Genomic DNA, 17,716 nt, shown 5'->3' with positions numbered 1-17,716 from the left:
AAAAAAGCCACTTCGCGGGAAGTGGCTCTTCAACACATCCGGGGGAGGGCAGACCTTCCCCCGCTCAACCGATGATCACAGGGCCGCCACGGCCTCTCTTACCAGGGCGGCCAGCTCTTCCCATCTGCCCTCGTCGATGAGCTTGGCCGGCACCATCCAGGTGCCGCCGCAGGCGATCACGGCATTCAGCCCCAGATACTCCTTCAGATTGGCCGGCGTCACGCCGCCGGTGGGCATGAAGCGCACCGGATAGACGGCGCCCAGGGCCTTGAGCATGGCGGTGCCGCCAGACTGCTCGGCCGGGAAGAACTTGAGGTGGCGCAGCCCCATCTCCATGGCCTGCTCCACCAGGCTGGGGTTGTTGACCCCGGGGATGATGGTGACGTCCTTGTCCAGGCAGTACTGCACCGTGGTCGGGTTGAAGCCGGGGCTGACGATGAAGTCGGCGCCCGCCGCAACGGCCGCATCCACCTGCTCGCGGTTGAGCACGGTGCCGGCCCCGATCAGCAGATCCGGGTAGGCCGCGCGCATCTGGCGGATGGCCTCGGCGGCGGCGGGGGTGCGGAAGGTCACCTCGGCGGCGGGCAGGCCATTTTCCACCAGCACCCGGGCGAGAGGGACGGCCTGGGCAGCATCTTTCAGCGCGATGACGGGGATCACCTTGAGGGCTTCGAGGCGGGCGATGAGATCAGACATGGTGCGTTTCCTTGAGTGATGGCATGTGGGAGGGGGGAATGATGGCCCCCGGATACTGGATGACGGCCGCCGCCAGGCGGTGGCCTGCCCGGGCGGCGTCGGTGACGTCGGCCCCTTGCAGGCGTGCGGCGAGATAACCGGCGCTGAAGGAGTCGCCCGCCGCCGTGGTGTCGATCACCTGTTCGGCGGACAACCGCAGGGCGGCGATTTCGATCCGCTGCGCTGCCGTGACCACCAGGCAAGGCTCAGAGCCGCGCTTGACGACGATCTCGCCCACCCCGAAGCCCTGGCTGCGGGCGAGGCAGGTTTCGACCTCCGCGTCGCCCCAGAGTGCCTGCTCGTCATCCAGGGTCAGCAGGGCGATGTCCGCCAGGCGCAGGATGGCGGTGTAGGCCTCTTTGGCGGTCTCCTTGTCTTGCCAGAGGCGGGGGCGGTAGTTGTTGTCAAAGGCAATTCTGGCCCCCCGGGCGCGCGCTGCGGCGAGTCCTTCCAGCAGGCGCTGGCGCGAGGCGGGCGGCAGTATGGCCAGGCTGATGCCGCTCACGTAGACAAGATCGCACTGGCTCAGGGCGGCGAGAATGGCCTCGCCCTCGGGTTGCGCCAGCCAGTAGCGGGCGGCGGCGTCGCTGCGCCAGTAGGTGAACGAGCGCTCGCCGTCGGCCGCGGTGTCGATGAGATAGAGACCAGGGGCCTTGTCTGCCAGGCGCAGCACCCAGTCGGTGTGGATGCCCTCTTGCTGCCAGGCGGCCAGCATCTGGCTGCTGAACCCGTCCTGGCCGAGGGCTGTGACATAGTGCACCGCGAACGCCTGGCTCCCCAGGCGGGCGAGATAGAGGGCGGTGTTGAGGGTGTCGCCCCCGAAACCTTGTGCCAGCAGGCCTTGCCCGGCTCGGCGCAGCTCCACCATGCATTCGCCGATGACGGCTATCTGTCGGGTCATGGTTTCGACTCCTTGCAATCGTTACAGGGGGTTCGCCAGGGGATGACGCCACATGCGATACATGGTGTGGCAGTTGACGAACAGGAAGGTGGTCTCAATCAGGCTGCCGCCGATGGAGCCGATCAGTATGTTGTGGCTGGTCCAGCACAGGCCGCCCGCCAGCATGCACAGCCGCAGCGCCAGCCCGCGGGCCCGGAACAGGCCCCAGGTGCCGATGGTGGTGCCGATGATGGGGAGCCACTGCACCGCACTGGTGATCCCGGGGATGCCCAGTACCCACACCAGCACGAGGAAGAAGAGCATCACCCAGTGGTTGCGGGTGCGCCCCGAGGCGATGGTGCGACCACAGCTGAGGGCGGCGCTGAGAGCCGCCGTGCTGGCACCCATTAGCAGGAAGTGGACCGCGATGGCTCCCTGGTAGAGACACAGCCGCCAGCGAAAGCGGCTGTCATCCCGTTGCAGGAAGGCGCTCACCCCGACCAGCATGGCGGCAAGGCCGATGCCTTGCGCCAGGGGCTGCTGTTCAATCAGGGTCCAGACCGGTTGCAGCCAGCCAAGCTCGAGACTCACAGGGTGACACCACTCTTGAAGATGGCCAGCTCCCGGAAGTCGTTGCGCTCGTTGCAGGTCGGCTTGCCGTTGGCGATATCGACGATGAGGTCGATGAACTGGGCGAGCAGACTGCTCATGGGTGTGCCCTCAATCAGGGTGCCGGCGTTGAAGTCGATCCAGTGTGGCTTGCGCCTGGCCAGATCGCTGTTGGTGGCAAGCTTGACCGTGGGGGCCGGGCCACCGTAAGGAGTGCCGCGCCCGGTACTGAACAGCACCATGTGGCAGCCTGCGCCGGCCAGGGCGCTGGTGGCGACGGCGTCGTTGCCCGGGGCGCTCAGCAGGTTCAGCCCGGGGCGCTGCAAGCGGGCGCCGTAGGGCAGCACGTCCACCACCTGGCTGTGCCCCGCCTTCTGGGTGCAGCCGAGGGACTTCTCCTCCAGGGTCGAGATGCCGCCCGCCTTGTTGCCGGGGGAGGGGTTCTCGTAGATGGGCTGCTGGTGGTCGATGAAGTACTGCTTGAAGTCGTTGACCATCTGCACCGTCTTGTCGAAGGTCTGCTCGTCCTGGCAACGGGACATCAGGATGCGCTCGGCGCCAAACATCTCCGGCACCTCGGTCAGCACCGAGCTGCCCCCGTGCTGGATCACGTAGTCGGAGAAGCAGCCGAGCAGCGGATTGGCGGTGATGCCGGAGAGGCCGTCCGAGCCGCCGCACTCCAGCCCGAATTTGAGCTCGCCGAGCCGACCGGGTTGGCGCCTGTCTTGCTGCATCTGCGCGAGCAGCTCGCGCAGCAGTCCCAGCCCGTGCTCCACCTCGTCATCGTGCTGCTGGCACACCATGAAGCGCACCCGGGCGGCATCGATCGGGCCCAGGGTCTCCCTGAAGGCGGCGATCTGGTTGTTCTCGCAGCCCAGCCCCACCACCAGAACCCCCCCCGAGTTGGGGTGGTGCACCAGGTTTTGCAGCAGGGTGCGGGTGTTGAGGTGATCCTGACCGAGTTGGGAGCAGCCGTACTGGTGGCTGAACAGATGCACCCCGTCAATGGCGCCGAGATCGGTGTCGCGCTCGAGCTGTTGCTTCATCTGTTTGGCGAGGGCGTTGACGCAGCCCACGGTGGGCAGGATCCACAGCTCGTTGCGAATGCCGACCTGGCCGTCGTGACGGCGGTAGACCTGGATCTCCCGGTCCGGCAGCGCGGTGCTGACGTCGATGAGTTCCGGCTGGTAGCTGTACTCGTCGAGCTCGCTGAGGTTGGTGGCGAGATTGTGGTGATGGATATGCTCCCCCGCCGCGATGGCGCGGGTGGCGTGGCCGATGGGCAGACCGTACTTGATGATCTGATCCCCTTCACTGAGGGCCACCAGCGCCAGCTTGTGGCCGCGGGGGAGGGGGTCGCTCAGGGTGAAGGCAACACCTTCGTGCGCTATCTGCTCGCCGGCGGCGAGCTCTCTCAGGGTCACCAGCACATTGTCGGCGGGGTGGATGCGAATCACGGCTTGCATGGTCACTCCTTAGCAGCAGGCGGCCAGCGCCGCGCGCAGGCCCTGCTCGCGGATCCGGGTCAGGCAGGCATCGACTCGCTCGACCAGGCCGGGCACCTCGCACAGGGACTGGCCCCAGTGGGCCTCCTGGCCGAGCACCTCTTGCACCAGGGCGCGCTGGGGGATCTCGCCGCGCTCCACCGCAGGCCAGAGGCGGGCGTAGGCGTCGAGCCAGGGTTGATCGTCCTGCAGCGGATAGGCGTGTCCGTTGCGCTCCCCGCGATAGAAGGCGAGCAGGGCGGCGAGGGCAAAGCTCAGGCGCGGCGCCAGGGTGCCCTGCTGCTGTTGATAGGTCAGCAACTGCGGCAGCAAACGGGTGCGGAACTTGGTCATGCCGTTCAGGGCGATGGAGAGCAACTGGTGCTTGATGAAGGGGTTGCGAAAGCGCCCCTGCACGTCGCGGGCGAAGGAGAGCAGCTCTTCTTGCGGCAGGCTCAAGGTCGGCACTATCTCATCGCGCATGATGCGCTCGACGAACTCGCCAATTTCCTCGTCGGCCATGGCCTCGCCCACCGTGTCGAGCCCGGCCAGGAAGGCGACCGGCACCAGGGCGGTGTGGGCGCCGTTGAGGATGGCGACCTTGCGCTCCTTGTAGGGCTTGATGTCATCGACGATGAGGATGTTGAGCGCCTGCCCGGCGGGCAGCTGATCGAGGCAGAGGGCGCTCGCCAGCCATGCAGGCCCCTGGATCACCAGCAGGTAGAAGTGCTCGGCGGTGACCACGAACTGATCCTGATAGCCAAATTGCGCCTGCAGCTCGGCGTGCTCGTCCCGGGGGAAGCCGGTGACGATGCGATCCACCAGGGTGGAGCAGAAGGTGTTGTGTTCGCGCAGCCAGGTCTGGAAAGCGTCTGGCAACTGCCACTGGGCGGCGTAGCGCAGCACCAGCTCGCGCAGGGCGTCGCCGTTGTAGTCGATGAGCTCGCACGGCAGCAGCACCCAGCCCTTGTCGGCGGCGCCGTCAAAGTGACTGAAGCGCTCGAACAGCAAGCGGGTCAGCTTGGCCGGGAAGCTCGCGGGCGGAGCGTCGTCGAACTGGTCGTCGGCGTGATAGCTGATCCCGGCTTCCGTGGTGTTGGAGAAGAGGAAGCGGATATCCGGGTTGCGCGCCAGTGCCAGCACCTCGTCGAACTGGCGATAGCAGCTCAGTTCGCGGTTGACGCTGCGGATCAGGCGCTGGGTGCTGATGGCCTTGCCGGACTCGTCCAGCCCGCGGATGACGGTGGTGTAGAGGCCGTCCTGAGTGCTCAGGCTGGGGGGAAAGTCGCTGTCGATGGGGCGCACTATGACCACGCCGGCGTCGAGGCGGGTGTGCTCGTTGAGCAGGTCCAGCTGCCAGTCGATGAAGGCGCGCAGGAAATTCCCCTCGCCAAACTGGATCACGCGGTCCGGATATTGGGCCCCCGGGAAGGCATCACGATTCAGGCGTTGCATCTTGTTGTGGTCCTCATGGGGTTGTGCCCCTGTGGCGGATATGGATGATGGGCGCGGTTTGACCCATGGAATGGTCCGCTCCGGCGGCGGGACATGCCCGCCGCCTCATTTTTTATTTCTGGTCAGTTCAGCTCGATGGCGAAGTAGTCGCGGGCGTTGTGGAAGCAGATGTTCTCCACCATCTGGCCCAGCAGCGCGAGATCGGCCGGGGCCTCACCGTCCGCGACCCAGTGCCCGATCATGCGGCACAGGATGCGGCGGAAGTATTCGTGACGGGTGTAGGAGAGGAAGCTGCGGCTGTCGGTCAGCATGCCGACGAAGCGACTGAGCAGGCCGAGCTGGGCGAGCTGGGTCATCTGGCGCTCCATGCCATCCTTCTGATCGTTGAACCACCAGCCCGAGCCGAACTGCATCTTGCCGGGAAGGTTGTCCCCCTGGAAGTTGCCGATCATGGTGCCGAGCACCTCGTTGTCCCTCGGGTTCAGGCAGTAGAGGATGGTCTTGGGCAGCGTCCCTTGCGCGTCCTGGGCGTCGAGCAGGCGGGAGAGCGCCTTGGCCACGGGAGCGTCGTGGATGGAGTCAAAGCCGGTGTCCGGCCCCAGGGTCAGCAGGCGGCGGCTGTTGTTGTTGCGCAGCGCCCCGATGTGGTACTGCTGCACCCAGCCGCGCCGGTGGTATTCGCCCGCCAGATAGAGCAGCACGGCGGTCTTGAAGGCGGCCACATCGGCGCTCTCCAGTACGGCGCCCCCCAGACGTCGAGTCAGCATGGCGTCGAGCGCCTGTTCGCCGGCCTGGCCGAAGGGCACTTCGTCCAGGGCATGGTCGGCAATCTTGCAGCCGTGTGCGGCGAAGTGATCCAGCCGCACGCCGAGGGCCCGGGTCAGATCGGCAAAGGTGCGGATCTGGATGTCGCTGACCCGGCCGAGTTCGGCCAGGTAGTCAGCAAAGCCATGGGCGTCGATGTTGAACGCCTTGTCCGGACGCCAGCTCGGCAGCACCTTGATGTCGAAGCCGCCGTCGGCCGCGATGGCGGCGTGGTGGCGCAGATCGTCGACGGGATCGTCCGTGGTGCCCACCATCTTGACGTTCATCTGTTTCATGATGCCGCGGGCCGAGAAGTCGGGCTGGGCCAGCTTGTCGTTGCACTGGTGCCAGATGGCCTGTGCGGTCTGCGGCCCCAGCAGCTGGCCCGTGATGCCAAAGGGCCGCTTGAGCTCGAGATGGGTCCAGTGATAGAGGGGGTTGCCGATGGTGTGGGGCACGGTGCGGGCCCAGGCCTCGAACTTGGCGTAGTCGTCGGCATCCCCGGTGCAGAAGCGTTCATCCACTCCGTTTGAGCGCATGGCGCGCCACTTGTAGTGATCCCCCTTGAGCCAGATCTCATACAGGTTGGCGAAGCGGTGATCCTCGGCAATCAGCTGGGGCGGCAGGTGGCAGTGATAGTCGAAAATGGGCTGTCCGGCGGCGAAGCCATGATAAAGCTGGCGCGAGAATTCGGTATCCAGCAGAAAGTCATCGGTCATGAAGGCGGTCATTCGCTTGCTCCCTACGAGAGTGCTCGGTGAAGTGGATATAGTTGTTGGACCAATTATTCTCATTGCCAGACATCTCGTCCAGTCACCATATTGAAAAAACACCGGTCGGCTCACAAAATCGTCGAATTAAACCATTTTGAGTCTCAAAGAGGGCCTTCAATGGTGCCTAACAGGGTGAGAAAGAGCGGGAAAGAGGATGAAGAGGCTGGATGAGAGGTTTGTATGACACCTTTTTACTCTTGTGGATCGGGAAAATGTGACCTGCGTTGGGTTTATCACAGCCCATTTGTGGGGGTATGCCGTTTTTGTGATGGTTCTCAACATTCATAGATGTTCTACCAATTACAGTGTGCATCACAAAGATGTAGGACATTAAGACTGACTCCTCAGGGAAGAGGTCTAGCAGATAAACGCACACACTTGAGGTCCCGCTCCAATGAAAATGAAAACCATCGCCGCCGCCATCCTGATGGCCGCCCCCCTGGCCCTGACAGCCTTCTCTTCCCATGCCATGGAGAGAGTGACGCTGAAGCTGGCCCATAACCTGGACACCAACCATGTGGTACACCAGGCGTTGGCCCAGATGGCCAAGGAGATCAGCACCGCCTCCGACGGCAAGATGAAGCTGCGCATCTACCCGGGTGGCCAGATGGGCGGTCCCCGTGAGACCCTGGAGTTGCTGCAAAACGGCGCCCTGGACATGACCAAGGCCAGTGCCAGCGAGATGGAACCCTTCTCGCCCGCCTTCTCCATCTTCAGCCTGCCTTACCTGTTCAAGGATCAGGCCCACTTCAACAAGGTTATTTACGGCCCCGTGGGCGAATCCATGATGGCCCAGACCCGTGACAAGGGCTTCGTCTCCATCGCCGCCTACGTGGCGGGGACCCGCAGCTTCTACGCCAACAAGCCTATTCACACCCCGGCCGACATGAAGGGGATGAAGATCCGGGTGGTCGCCACCCCCACCACCATCAAGCTGATCGAACTGCTGGGTGCGGCCCCGGCCCCGATCCCCTTCGGTGAGGTCTACACCGCACTGCAGCAAGGGGTCATCGACGGCGCCGAGAACAACGAGCCCTCCTACGTGCAGACTCGTCATGTCGAGGTGGCCAAGTTCTACGCCGAAGATCAGCACACTTCTGTGCCCGATTTCCTGGTGATCTCGAGCAAGGTGCTGGACAAGCTTTCCGACGAGCAGAAGGCCATCCTCACCACTGCCGCCAAGCACTCGGAAACCTACGAACAGGAGCTGTGGGACAAGGAGGTCGCGGCATCTCGCAAGCAGGCGACCGACGCGGGGGCCACCTTCATCCAGGTCGACAAGGAGGCTTTCCGCACTGCGCTGGCCCCCCTGTATGACGATTTCCGCAAGGATCCGATACGCGGTGAGTGGCTCACCAAGATCGAGAATGAAGCCGGTCAGTAATCATGAGGGGAGGGCGACGAGATCGCCCTCCCGGGAGAACCGCAATGCGTCTTGAAAAGTTCAAGCAACCCATCGACAGGTTGCTCGCCGGGTTTACCGTCGCCGTGATGGCCATGCTGGTGGTCTGCGTGGTCTGGCAGGTGTTCAGCCGCTACGTGCTGGCACAGCCGAGCACCATGACCGACGAGATAGCCCGCTTCAGCATGATCTGGGTGGGATTGCTGGGAGCGGCCTACGCCACCGGCAAGCGTCGCCACCTCAGCATCGACCTGTTCGTTTCCGACCTCAAGGGAGGGCGCAAGCTCGCCAACCAGCTGTTCGTGGATCTCTGCGTGCTGCTGTTTTCCAGCGGCGCCATGGTGTGGGGCGGCCTGACCCTGGTGACCAAGGTCTACAGCACCGGCCAGGTCTCCCCGGCCATGCAGTTGCCGATGGCCTATGTCTACGCCGTGCTGCCCCTGAGCGGCCTCATCATCAGTTATTACTGTGTGCTCTTCATGCTGGAGACCCTGCTCGACAGTCTGGCGCCCACCCCCGATCTTGCCCCCTCAGAGGAGAACATCTGATGGATTGGACCATAGCCCTGGTCATGTTCGGCTCCTTCTTCGTGTTGGTGTTCGCGGGCGTGCCCATCTCTTTCTCCATCGGCCTGGCGACCCTGGCCTCCGGCATGATGATGCTGCCGATGGAAACCATCCTTGCGGTGGTCGGCCAGAAGATGGCCACCGGCCTCGACAGCTTCTCCCTGCTGGCGATCCCCTTCTTCATCCTGGCGGGGACCCTGATGAACTGCGGCGGCATCGCCCAGCGGCTCATCAACTTCTCCCAGGTGCTGGTGGGCCGCATGCCGGGCTCGCTCGGCCACGTGAATGTCATGGCCAACATGCTGTTCGGCTCCATCTCGGGGTCGGCGGTGGCAGCCGCGGCCGCGGTGGGTGGCACCATGGCCCCCATGCAGAAGAAGTCCGGCTATGATCCGGCCTATTCGGCGGCCATCAACGTGACCTCCTGCATCACGGGTCTGCTGATCCCGCCCTCCAACGTGCTCATCATCTATGCCCTGACCGCCGGCGGCATCTCGGTGGCCACCCTGTTCATGGCCGGTTACGTCCCCGGCATCCTGATGGGGCTCAGCATCATGGCCGTGGGAGCCATCATCGCCAAGCGCCGTGGCTACCCGGTTGCGGAGCGACCCTCCTTTGCCATGGTGATGCGCGCCTTCTGGGATGCCATCCCCAGCCTGCTGCTGGTGGTGGTGGTCATGGGCGGGATCCTGGGGGGCATCTTCACCGCCACCGAAGCCTCCGCCATCGCCGTGGTCTACACCTTCGTGCTCTCGGTGCTCATCTACCGCGAAGTGAAGTTCAAGGATCTGCCGGCCATCATGCTGGACTCGGTCATCACCACCGCCATCGTGCTGCTGCTGATCGGCATCTCGGTGGGCATGTCCTGGGCCATGACCAATGCGGATATCCCCTACACCATCAGTGACGCCTTGATGAATGTCTCCGATAACCCTCTGGTCATCCTGCTCATCATCAACGTGATCCTGCTCATCGTGGGCGTCTTCATGGACATGACCCCGGCGGTGCTGATCTTCACCCCGATCTTCCTGCCCATCGTCACCGAGCTCGGCATGGATCCGGTCCACTTCGGCATCATGATGATCTTCAACCTCTGCATCGGGCTCTGTACACCGCCGGTGGGCAGTGCGTTGTTTGTGGGGTGTTCGGTCTCGGGGGTCAAGCTGCAGGCCCTGATCCGGCCCATGCTGCCCTTCTTCTTCGTCTTGCTGCTGAGCCTGATGGCGGTGACCTACATACCGTCACTCAGCCTCTTCCTGCCGGGACTGTTTGGCATGCATTGAGTCATGAGAGAGCAAGTGAGCCCAGGGCTCACTTGTTCATTTTCATGTAAATTGGTATAACAAGTTACCGTATCCGGGGGACAGTCCCGGCACTTGAAGAGTATGAGGCTGGGGTGTGAGTGAGATGAATATGGACTTGGTTGAATCAAAGCGTCTCTATCAGAAAGTCGCCGCCGAGCTGAAACAACGCATTGCCAGCCAGCGTTATCAAGTTGGCGAGCGTCTGCCGGCCGAGCGGCTGATTGCCGAGGAGATGGACGTGAGTCGCACCGTGGTGCGCGAAGCCATCATCATGCTGGAAGTGGAAGGGCTGGTGGCGGTGCAGAAAGGGTCCGGGATCCACGTGATCGCCCGGGAGAGCCAGTATGCCGAAGCGATTCCCACCCTGGATGACGCCCTGTTGACGGCGGGCCCCTTCGAGCTGCTGCAAGCCAGGCAACTGCTGGAGAGCAACATCGCCGAGTTTGCCGCGACCCAGGTGACCAAGCAGGACATCATGGAGCTGCTGAAGATCCAGGCCCTGGCCCGCAAGGAGGATCGTGCCCGCGATTCGGAGTGGGACAAGCAGTTCCATATCCAGGTGGCCAAGGCGACCCAGAACTCCGTGCTGGTGATCCTGACCGAGCAGCTCTGGCTGCATCGCGAGCGCAACCCCTACTGGCGCAAGCTCCACGAGCATATCGACGACAAGGCTATCTCCAGCTGGTGCGACGATCACGACCAGATCCTCAAGGCCTTGATGCGCAAGGATCCGCAGGCGGCCAAGCTGGCCATGTGGCAGCACCTGGAGAACACCAAGCAGATGCTCTTCCAGGCCACCATCTTCGATGACGAAATGGAGGATGACCGCTACCTCTTCTCCGAAAATCCCGTCGTTCATCTGACCCAGCATTCCACTGCCAACGGCTAGTGGAAAGTTCTCGGGGGCGAATCCTCGAGGCTGTTTCAACCCCATGGAGGCGCTGGGCTGATGGCGTAGCCCAGAGCTCCCGGGCAAATTGCCGTTCCACTCGCCGGTTTTTGCTGGCCGCATCACCTGGATGCTGGCCCATGTCAAATGCAGTCACGACCCGCAGAGCCTTTGGCCCTTGGTCTGGAGATGCACAGCACTCGCGGGGCGGATACATCCTCTGAAGGCGAGAAAAAGGATACAAAAAGGGCCACTTCTTGCGAAGTGGCCCTTTCCAAACGTTTGGTGGAGCTGGGGGGATTTGAACCCCCGTCCAAAATTACTACATCCTCGGTACTACATGCTTAGTCACTCTTTACATTCGCCAACACGCTGCGGAGAGACACGCCACGCATTGACTAGCTCGATTGGTTTTAATGCTTCCGCCCCGAGCAGGACTTCCACACGATCCTGTGAAGGATGACCTTCCATTTCCCTAGGACACAGGCAAGCTAGGGGAGAAGGGCTCAGCGCAGGTTATTAAGCTGCGAGTGCGTAGTTTTCGTCGTTTGCGACTATTTTTTTGCGGTTTATTAACGAGGCCTACCGCACCTCGGCATGCACCTTGGGTTTCGTGAATCTTGTCGAATCCAGAATCAGCCCCAAGTTGTCAAAAGGGATTGTACGCAAAAATCCTGTCATGGCAAGGCGTTGATGGCAATCGACCGGCCTTGGCCGGTCGATTGCTGGTTTATTGGTCGCCGCATGGGGGCCGGCGGCGCACAATCAACCGCGGTGCTTGTTCTTCATGATGCGGGCTTTTTCCCGATCCCATTCACGGGCCTTGGTGTCTTCCCGCTTGTCGTGTTCTTTCTTGCCCTTCACCAGGCCGATCTCGACCTTGACCCAGCACGCTTTCCAGTAGAGGGCCAGCGGCACTATGGTGTAGCCCTGACGAGCGGTCAGGCTCTCGAGCTTGTCGAGTTCACGGCGACTGAGCAGCAATTTGCGGGTGCGGGTCGGATCGCATACCACGTGGCTGGAGGCGGCGTTCAGCGGCAGGAAGCTGGAGCCGAACAGGAAGGCTTCCCCCTGCATGAAGATGACATAGGCTTCGCTGATGTTGGCCTTGCCCGCCCGCAGGGACTTCACTTCCCACCCTTGCAGGGACAGGCCGGCTTCCACGCGCTCTTCGATGAAGTACTCGTGACGGGCGGTTCTGTTGAGTGCAATGGTGCTGGACCCGGCTTTGTTTTTACTGTTCTTTTTGCTCATGACGGGGGCCTTAGGCAATGTTTAGGAAGGCGCATTATACGTGGGTGGCGGCGGCTGTAAAACGCACAGCGCTCCGAGTGGCGGCTTTGTGAGCAGTTCGATGACGATTTTGAGGGAAGGGCGGGGCGAGAGCAGGTCACACTGGCCGGAAAGTGTGCGATTGCCCTGCTTGGTGGCCCGCGAACAGTTTCGGCGGTGATTTTGGCTGACAAGGTGATAAAATCGGGCCGATTGGATGAGGAAAACCCATGCCCCGTATTACTCGCAGTGCCCTGGTGATGTTCAGCGCGGAACAGATGTTCCGGCTGGTCAATGATGTTGATGCCTATCCTGAGTTCCTGCCCGGCTGTGTCGGCAGCCGTGTTCACGAGTCAGGTGAAGACTACATGATGGCCTCGGTCGATGTGGCCAAGGCGGGTATCGCCAAGACCTTTACCACGCGCAACCAGCTCGATGCCAATCGCACCATCAAGATGGAGTTGGTGGAGGGGCCTTTCAGCAAGCTGGCGGGATGGTGGACCTTCACGCCCCTGGACGTGGATGCCTGCAAGGTGGAGTTCGATCTCGACTTCGAGTTCACCTCCAAACTCATTGAGCTGGCCTTTGGCCAGATCTTCCGCGAGCTGGTGAGCTCCATGGTGCTTGCCTTCTCCAATCGTGCCAAGGTGGTTTACGGTGTCTGAGCTCCTCAATATCGAAGTGGCCTATGCCCTGCCCGAGCGGCAGACGGTGCTGTGCATCCGGGTCGCGCCCGAGACCAGCGTGCTGGCGGCCATCGAACAGTCCGGCATCCTGCAAAAGCACCCGGAGATCGACCTGTCGGTCAACAAGTTCGGTATCTACAGCCGTCCGGTGAAGGGCACAGAGTCGGTGCAGGAGGGGGATCGCATCGAGATCTACCGCCCTCTCATCGCCGATCCCAAGGAGATGCGCAAGAAGCGTGCGGAAAAAGCCAAGGAAGAGGGGCGTGCCGATGTGGTCACCGGCGGGCGGCCCGATGTGCACCGCAAGCGAGACGATGCCGGCACCTGACGGGTGATGGGTTGTGACAAGGGGCGCCGTGGCGCCCCTTTGTGATCGTCTCGCCCGGCACGGGGCATCACAGGGTGAGCAGGCGCTCGTTTTCCACCGTCTCTATCCCGCTCTCCTGGATGGCAAGGCGCGCCATGGCGTGCGCCACCTGACTGGCCTCGATGGCACGCCAGCGGCGCAGCGACCCGCGCAGCAGGGGCTTGACCAGCGGATAGATGGCCTGGATGATCTGCTCCGAACGGCGCGCAGGTTCTCGATGGCCGAGCAGCATGGCCGGGCGCAGGATGACGAGCCGCTGCCACTCCTGGGCCAGCAGGGCCTGCTCCATCTCGCCCTTGGTGCGGGGATAGAGGGCAGGGGAACCCGGGTTGGCGCCCAGACTGGAGACCACCAGCAGGCGGCGGCAGCCGTGGAGACGGGCGAGCGCAGCAAAGGCCAGCACATAGTCGAGATCGACCCGGCGAAATGCCTCGGCCGAGCCGGCATCCTTGCGGGTGGTGCCAAGGCAGCAGAAGGCAATGTCCACAGGGGAGGGCAGCGTCAATCTGTCCAGCGCGTCGAACGAGGTGGGCAGCCAGGTGCGTCCCGGAGCGGGATCGCCCGGTTTGCGGCAGAGCAGGAGGAGGTCGTGTTCCGTCCCCAGCTCGCGCAGCAAGGCTTTGCCAATCAGACCGGTGGCGCCGGCAATCAGGAATCGACTCATGATGATCTCCTCGGGGCAATGAGGCATCCAGAGTGTGGCCCGGCGACATCACCGGGGCCAGAGAGAACAAAACCGGCAGAAGCCGGTTTTGTAATGTCATCTAGAGCGGTGTGGTGAAGGCGGCAGGGAGAGGGAAATCACCGGTCACGGTGGCCAGTCTGTCACCCACGAAGTTGAGGGTCAGCTCCTTGCGCTCCTTGTCGCCCCGACCGGGCTGGAACTCATAGAGGTAGTACCAGGTGTTGGGGTCAAAGCTGTCGCGCAACATGGGAGAACCCAGCACGAACTCGACCTGTTCGCGGGTCATGCCCTGGCGCAGCTTGTCGACCTGCTTTTGTTCCACATAGTTGCCCTGGGGAATATCGATGCGATAGACCAGGCTGCAACCGGACAGGGTGAGGGCGGTCAGGGCCGCGGCAATCAGGTGTTTCATCCGCATATCGGGTTCAGATCATCCATACAGTCTTTTTAGCTCGGCAAATCATACCCACTCCCCGTGCGGAAGTAAAAAGCCATTGATCCATCAGCCAATAAAAAGGGCCGCGTGGCGGCCCTGGCAGATCTTGCCCCCTTACATGGCGGCGCGGAAGATGGCGACGATCTCCGCGTGAGTCGCCTGCCTGGGGTTGGTGAGACCACAGGCATCCTTGAGCGCATTGTTGGCCAGCACGTCGAGGTCGTCGGCCCTGACCCCGAGCTGCTCCAGACCGGCGGGGATCTTGACGTCGCGAGCCAGTTGCCGGATGGCGTCAATGGCTGCCGCCGCACCCTGCTCATCGCTCATGGCGCTCACATCCACCCCCATATGACGGGCCACATCCTTGAGCCGGCCGGCGCACACCCGGGCGTTGTAGGCCTGGACATGGGGGAGTAGCACCGCATTGCACACCCCGTGGGGCAGGTCGTAGAAGCCCCCGAGCTGATGAGCCATGGCGTGCACATAGCCCAGGCTTGCGTTGTTGAAGGCCATGCCGGCCAGGAACTGGGCATAGGCCATCTGCTCACGGGCATGGAGATCCTCCCCCTGATGCACGGCGGTGCGAAGGTGTTCGGCAATCAGTGCGATGGCCATCACGGCGCTGGCATCGGTGACCGGGGTGGCGGCGGTGGAGACATAGGCCTCGATGGCGTGGGTCAGGGCATCCATGCCGGTGGCGGCGGTGAGGCCGGCGGGCTTGGCCAGCATCAGTTCCGGATCGTTGACCGACATCAGCGGCGTGACGTGCTTGTCGATGATGGCCATTTTCACCTGACGGGATTCGTCGGTAATGATGCAAAAACGGGTCATCTCGGAGGCGGTGCCGGCGGTGGTATTGATGGCGATGAGCGGCAACTGCGGCTTGGCGGAGCGATCCACCCCCTCGTAATCCTTGATGCTGCCCCCATTGGCGGCCACCAGGGCGATGCCCTTGGCGCAGTCGTGGGGTGAGCCGCCGCCGAGCGAAATGACGCAGTCGCAGCCGTGGGCCCGGATTATCGCAAGACCCGCCTCGACGTTGGCCACAGTGGGATTGGGTCTGGTCTCGTCGAACACCACGGCACCGATGCCGTGCTCGGCCAGGAGGGCGGCAAGCCGGCCCACCACGCCAATCTGGCCCAGGATCTTGTCGGTGACGATGAGCGCCTTGCGATAGCCATGTCCCTGGATATCTGCTGCCGCTTCCTGCAGGCAGCCCGCCCCCATCAGGTTGATTGCGGGAATGTAGAACTTGAATGTCGCCATGATGGACTCCGTATGATTAGCCATTAAGTGGTATGCGGGCGCCAACATAACAGCGTCGGAGGGGATGAGAAGGGGTCAATGGTATCTCGTTTGCAACTTTGTGGACTCGATCGCGCTCTTTAAATGGACGGTCGCTCAAGGCTTGACAAGGGATGGGAGTGCAAAAGGAACGTAAAAACGTTTTTCAAGAAATTCATCATCTTAGCAAACGTTTCGCGCCATTTTTGTCAGCTTTGAAGCGCAGAAGTGTGAGGCGCATCAAGGAATTGGAAAGCGCTTTCGACCATAGTTGGCGCCTCCCCGGATGAGGGGACACCGGCTTGAAAGTACCGTAAAGAATCACCTTAACTGCACTCGGCTGCCATGCGGCGGGGCGCAACCAGGAGTCCACTATGTCTGATGTATTTCACTTGGGTTTGAAAAAAGCGGATCTGCAAGGCGCCACCCTGGCGATCGTCCCCGGTGACCCCGAGCGCGTGAAGCGCATCGCAGAGCTGTTGGACAACCCGGTGCACCTGGCCAGCCATCGTGAATTCACCACCTGGCGCGGCGAGATGGACGGCAAGGCCGTGATCATCTGCTCCACCGGTATTGGTGGCCCGTCCACCTCCATCGCGGTGGAAGAGCTGGCCCAGCTGGGTATCCGTACCTTCCTGCGCATCGGCACCACCGGCGCCATCCAGCCGCACCTGAACGTGGGCGACGTGATCGTCACCACCGGCTCCGTGCGCCTCGACGGTGCCAGCCTGCACTTTGCGCCGATGGAGTTCCCGGCAGTGGCCGACTTCGACTGCACCACCGCCCTGGTGAACACCGCCAAGGAGCTGGGCTCCAAGCTGCATGTGGGCGTCACTGCTTCTTCTGACACCTTCTACCCGGGTCAGGAGCGTTACGACACCGTATCCGGTCGCGTGGTACAACGTTTCCAGGGTTCCATGAAAGAGTGGCAAGCCATGGGCGTGCTGAACTACGAGATGGAGTCCGCGACCCTGCTGACCATGTGTACCAGCCAGGGCCTGCGTGCGGGCATGGTGGCCGGTGTCATCGTGAACCGTACCCAGCAGGAAATCCCGAACGCCGAAACCATGGCGAAAACCGAATCTGATGCCATCAAGATCGTGCTGGGCGCCGCCCGCAAGCTGATCTGATAGCCCTCTTTGTAACAAAGAGTACCGAGTGGGGGGTGGGGGCCGTTGCGAAAGCGCGGCCCCTATCTTTATCCGCCGTTTGCCCCTTTTGCCTTCCTGGCCCTGCTTTCCCCCTTCTTCGTTACCCCTGTTGCACCGTCATGGCCGCCAGTGCCTGCGCAAAGGGTGCCTCACAGCGGATCTGTACCGCTTCGCCGCTCACCGGGTGCACAAAACCGAGTTCACTGGCGTGCAGCATCAGTCTGGGGGCTCGTTCGCAGCCGGGCGGGAGCAGGCCGCCATAGAGATCGCATCCCAGGATGGGATGGCCCAGCCACTGGCTGTGGATGCGCAGTTGGTGGGTGCGCCCGGTTTCCGGTACCAGCCTGACCCGGGTCAATGGCACCGGCTGGCCTGCCCCCTCCAGGGTGAGCCGCTCCATCACCCGATAGCGTGAGCGGGCGGGTTTGCCGCTGGCGGCGCAGATGCTCATCAGCGGGAACAGCGCCGGATCCTTGGCGATGGGTGCGTCGATGACGCCCTCATCCACCGCCAGATGGCCGCAGAGCAGTGCCTCGTAAGCCTTGCTCACGGTGCGCTGGCTGAACTGGTGGCAGAGCAGGGCGTTGATGCTCTTGTTTCTGGCCACCACCATGACGCCCGAGGTGCCAAAGTCGAGGCGGTGCACCAGGGTACAGCCGGGGTAATCCTGTACCAGCCGGTAATGGACCGAATCGAGGTTCTGCGGGTTCTTGCCCGAGAGGCTCAGCAGGCCGCTCGGCTTGTTGATGAGCAGCAGATGCGCATCCTCAAACAGGATCTCGATGGCGGCGGCGCAGGGCGGGGCGATGAAGGTGTCGACGATGACGGACATGGGGCAGCCGGACGATGAAGGGGGGAGGGATCATACCCGAACGATGGCGGCGCGGCGAATCTGGATGTCCGCTCCCAAGGCCTGTCGCCAAGTACTTGATCT

At 62.6% G+C, this 17,716-nt stretch carries 18 protein-coding genes and 1 other RNA gene; 7 read left to right on the top strand and 12 right to left on the bottom strand.

Features of this window, described 5'->3' with window-relative positions; all coding sequences use genetic code 11:
• Positions 1-75: 75 nt before the first annotated feature.
• The 6 genes from AB5Y47_RS16000 to uxaC all read right to left on the bottom strand — a co-directional run bounded on the left by AB5Y47_RS16000 (position 76) and on the right by uxaC (position 6,698).
• Positions 76-696 (bottom strand): bifunctional 4-hydroxy-2-oxoglutarate aldolase/2-dehydro-3-deoxy-phosphogluconate aldolase, encoded by a 621-nt coding sequence (locus AB5Y47_RS16000; RefSeq protein ID WP_128296023.1) that lies wholly within the window; start codon positions 694-696, stop codon positions 76-78.
• Positions 689-1,636 carry a sugar kinase gene (locus AB5Y47_RS15995; protein WP_202015512.1) on the bottom strand — a complete coding sequence of 316 codons (948 nt, stop codon included), beginning with the start codon at positions 1,634-1,636 and terminating at the stop codon, positions 689-691. The genes AB5Y47_RS16000 and AB5Y47_RS15995 overlap by 8 nt, the downstream gene beginning before the upstream one ends.
• Before the next feature lie 21 nt (positions 1,637-1,657).
• Entirely contained in the window at positions 1,658-2,206 is a 549-nt protein-coding gene (locus tag AB5Y47_RS15990) for a YgjV family protein (RefSeq protein WP_319891699.1), read from the bottom strand.
• Positions 2,203-3,690: a UxaA family hydrolase gene (locus tag AB5Y47_RS15985; protein WP_128296021.1), complete on the bottom strand. Its 1,488-nt coding sequence runs from the start codon at positions 3,688-3,690 to the stop codon at positions 2,203-2,205. The genes AB5Y47_RS15990 and AB5Y47_RS15985 overlap by 4 nt, the downstream gene beginning before the upstream one ends.
• A 9-nt stretch (positions 3,691-3,699) precedes the next feature.
• Positions 3,700-5,163, bottom strand: coding sequence for a tagaturonate reductase (locus AB5Y47_RS15980; RefSeq protein ID WP_324040960.1), 1,464 nt, complete (start codon positions 5,161-5,163; stop codon positions 3,700-3,702).
• Between the two features lie 122 nt (positions 5,164-5,285).
• A complete protein-coding gene (gene uxaC / locus AB5Y47_RS15975) occupies positions 5,286-6,698 on the bottom strand; it encodes a glucuronate isomerase (protein WP_069652824.1) in 1,413 nt (470 codons plus the stop codon).
• Positions 6,699-7,134: 436 nt separating this feature from the next.
• Between uxaC and AB5Y47_RS15970 the strand changes: the two genes are divergently transcribed.
• The 4 genes from AB5Y47_RS15970 to exuR all read left to right on the top strand — a co-directional run bounded on the left by AB5Y47_RS15970 (position 7,135) and on the right by exuR (position 10,901).
• Positions 7,135-8,124 (top strand): TRAP transporter substrate-binding protein, encoded by a 990-nt coding sequence (locus tag AB5Y47_RS15970; RefSeq protein WP_043154532.1) that lies wholly within the window; start codon positions 7,135-7,137, stop codon positions 8,122-8,124.
• 44 nt (positions 8,125-8,168) lie between these two features.
• A complete protein-coding gene (locus tag AB5Y47_RS15965; protein WP_043154535.1) occupies positions 8,169-8,690 on the top strand; it encodes a TRAP transporter small permease in 522 nt (173 codons plus the stop codon).
• Positions 8,690-9,991, top strand: a complete 1,302-nt coding sequence (locus AB5Y47_RS15960) for a TRAP transporter large permease (RefSeq protein WP_043154537.1) — start codon at positions 8,690-8,692, stop codon at positions 9,989-9,991. The genes AB5Y47_RS15965 and AB5Y47_RS15960 overlap by 1 nt, the downstream gene beginning before the upstream one ends.
• Before the next feature lie 130 nt (positions 9,992-10,121).
• Positions 10,122-10,901 carry a transcriptional regulator ExuR gene (gene exuR, locus AB5Y47_RS15955; protein ID WP_043154540.1) on the top strand — a complete coding sequence of 260 codons (780 nt, stop codon included), beginning with the start codon at positions 10,122-10,124 and terminating at the stop codon, positions 10,899-10,901.
• 283 nt (positions 10,902-11,184) lie between these two features.
• On the opposite strand, the gene ssrA is transcribed toward exuR, so the two are convergent.
• Together ssrA and smpB are read right to left on the bottom strand one after the other, a co-directional pair.
• Positions 11,185-11,544, bottom strand: a transfer-messenger RNA (tmRNA) gene (ssrA, locus tag AB5Y47_RS15950).
• Positions 11,545-11,666: 122 nt separating this feature from the next.
• Positions 11,667-12,155, bottom strand: coding sequence for an SsrA-binding protein SmpB (gene smpB, locus AB5Y47_RS15945; protein ID WP_010673973.1), 489 nt, complete (start codon positions 12,153-12,155; stop codon positions 11,667-11,669).
• Positions 12,156-12,403: 248 nt separating this feature from the next.
• Here smpB and AB5Y47_RS15940 point away from each other — a divergent pair, with 248 nt between their 5' ends.
• Together AB5Y47_RS15940 and AB5Y47_RS15935 are read left to right on the top strand one after the other, a co-directional pair.
• Positions 12,404-12,838 (top strand): SRPBCC family protein, encoded by a 435-nt coding sequence (locus AB5Y47_RS15940; protein ID WP_010673974.1) that lies wholly within the window; start codon positions 12,404-12,406, stop codon positions 12,836-12,838.
• Positions 12,831-13,187 (top strand): RnfH family protein, encoded by a 357-nt coding sequence (locus tag AB5Y47_RS15935; RefSeq protein ID WP_039039886.1) that lies wholly within the window; start codon positions 12,831-12,833, stop codon positions 13,185-13,187. The genes AB5Y47_RS15940 and AB5Y47_RS15935 overlap by 8 nt, the downstream gene beginning before the upstream one ends.
• A gap of 67 nt (positions 13,188-13,254) precedes the next feature.
• On the opposite strand, the gene AB5Y47_RS15930 is transcribed toward AB5Y47_RS15935, so the two are convergent.
• The 3 genes from AB5Y47_RS15930 to yiaY form a co-directional block, all read right to left on the bottom strand.
• Positions 13,255-13,890: an NAD-dependent epimerase/dehydratase family protein gene (locus AB5Y47_RS15930; protein ID WP_043154542.1), complete on the bottom strand. Its 636-nt coding sequence runs from the start codon at positions 13,888-13,890 to the stop codon at positions 13,255-13,257.
• 100 nt (positions 13,891-13,990) lie between these two features.
• A complete protein-coding gene (locus AB5Y47_RS15925) occupies positions 13,991-14,329 on the bottom strand; it encodes an outer membrane protein assembly factor BamE (protein ID WP_029314185.1) in 339 nt (112 codons plus the stop codon).
• A gap of 132 nt (positions 14,330-14,461) precedes the next feature.
• Positions 14,462-15,613 carry an L-threonine dehydrogenase gene (yiaY, locus tag AB5Y47_RS15920; protein WP_043154545.1) on the bottom strand — a complete coding sequence of 384 codons (1,152 nt, stop codon included), beginning with the start codon at positions 15,611-15,613 and terminating at the stop codon, positions 14,462-14,464.
• Positions 15,614-16,005: 392 nt separating this feature from the next.
• On the opposite strand from yiaY, the gene udp reads away from it, so the two are divergent.
• A complete protein-coding gene (udp, locus tag AB5Y47_RS15915) occupies positions 16,006-16,761 on the top strand; it encodes a uridine phosphorylase (protein ID WP_010674037.1) in 756 nt (251 codons plus the stop codon).
• 121 nt (positions 16,762-16,882) lie between these two features.
• Here udp and AB5Y47_RS15910 read toward each other — a convergent pair whose 3' ends face one another.
• Positions 16,883-17,614 carry an RluA family pseudouridine synthase gene (locus AB5Y47_RS15910; RefSeq protein ID WP_368220382.1) on the bottom strand — a complete coding sequence of 244 codons (732 nt, stop codon included), beginning with the start codon at positions 17,612-17,614 and terminating at the stop codon, positions 16,883-16,885.
• Between the last annotated feature and the right edge of the window lie 102 nt (positions 17,615-17,716).

The sequence above is a fragment of the Aeromonas sp. R7-2 genome (genome assembly GCF_040908105.1).
GTDB classification, from domain to species: domain Bacteria; phylum Pseudomonadota; class Gammaproteobacteria; order Enterobacterales; family Aeromonadaceae; genus Aeromonas; species Aeromonas caviae.
Note: the sequence above shows the minus strand (reverse complement) of the source record. Positions and strands in the feature narration are given on the sequence as shown.

Bases quoted from the DNA above. Each gene is read 5' to 3' on its own strand.
- AB5Y47_RS16000 (WP_128296023.1), bottom strand. From the start codon at position 696: ATGTCTGATCTCATCGCCCGCCTCGAAGCCCTCAAGGTGATCCCCGTC.
- AB5Y47_RS15995 (WP_202015512.1), bottom strand. From the start codon at position 1,636: ATGACCCGACAGATAGCCGTCATCGGCGAATGCATGGTGGAGCTGCGC.
- AB5Y47_RS15985 (WP_128296021.1), bottom strand. From the start codon at position 3,690: ATGCAAGCCGTGATTCGCATCCACCCCGCCGACAATGTGCTGGTGACC.
- AB5Y47_RS15980 (WP_324040960.1), bottom strand. From the start codon at position 5,163: ATGCAACGCCTGAATCGTGATGCCTTCCCGGGGGCCCAATATCCGGAC.
- uxaC (WP_069652824.1), bottom strand. From the start codon at position 6,698: ATGACCGCCTTCATGACCGATGACTTTCTGCTGGATACCGAATTCTCG.
- AB5Y47_RS15970 (WP_043154532.1), top strand. From the start codon at position 7,135: ATGAAAATGAAAACCATCGCCGCCGCCATCCTGATGGCCGCCCCCCTG.
- AB5Y47_RS15965 (WP_043154535.1), top strand. From the start codon at position 8,169: ATGCGTCTTGAAAAGTTCAAGCAACCCATCGACAGGTTGCTCGCCGGG.
- AB5Y47_RS15960 (WP_043154537.1), top strand. From the start codon at position 8,690: ATGGATTGGACCATAGCCCTGGTCATGTTCGGCTCCTTCTTCGTGTTG.
- exuR (WP_043154540.1), top strand. From the start codon at position 10,122: ATGGACTTGGTTGAATCAAAGCGTCTCTATCAGAAAGTCGCCGCCGAG.
- smpB (WP_010673973.1), bottom strand. From the start codon at position 12,155: ATGAGCAAAAAGAACAGTAAAAACAAAGCCGGGTCCAGCACCATTGCA.
- AB5Y47_RS15940 (WP_010673974.1), top strand. From the start codon at position 12,404: ATGCCCCGTATTACTCGCAGTGCCCTGGTGATGTTCAGCGCGGAACAG.
- AB5Y47_RS15930 (WP_043154542.1), bottom strand. From the start codon at position 13,890: ATGAGTCGATTCCTGATTGCCGGCGCCACCGGTCTGATTGGCAAAGCC.
- AB5Y47_RS15925 (WP_029314185.1), bottom strand. From the start codon at position 14,329: ATGCGGATGAAACACCTGATTGCCGCGGCCCTGACCGCCCTCACCCTG.
- yiaY (WP_043154545.1), bottom strand. From the start codon at position 15,613: ATGGCGACATTCAAGTTCTACATTCCCGCAATCAACCTGATGGGGGCG.
- udp (WP_010674037.1), top strand. From the start codon at position 16,006: ATGTCTGATGTATTTCACTTGGGTTTGAAAAAAGCGGATCTGCAAGGC.
- AB5Y47_RS15910 (WP_368220382.1), bottom strand. From the start codon at position 17,614: ATGTCCGTCATCGTCGACACCTTCATCGCCCCGCCCTGCGCCGCCGCC.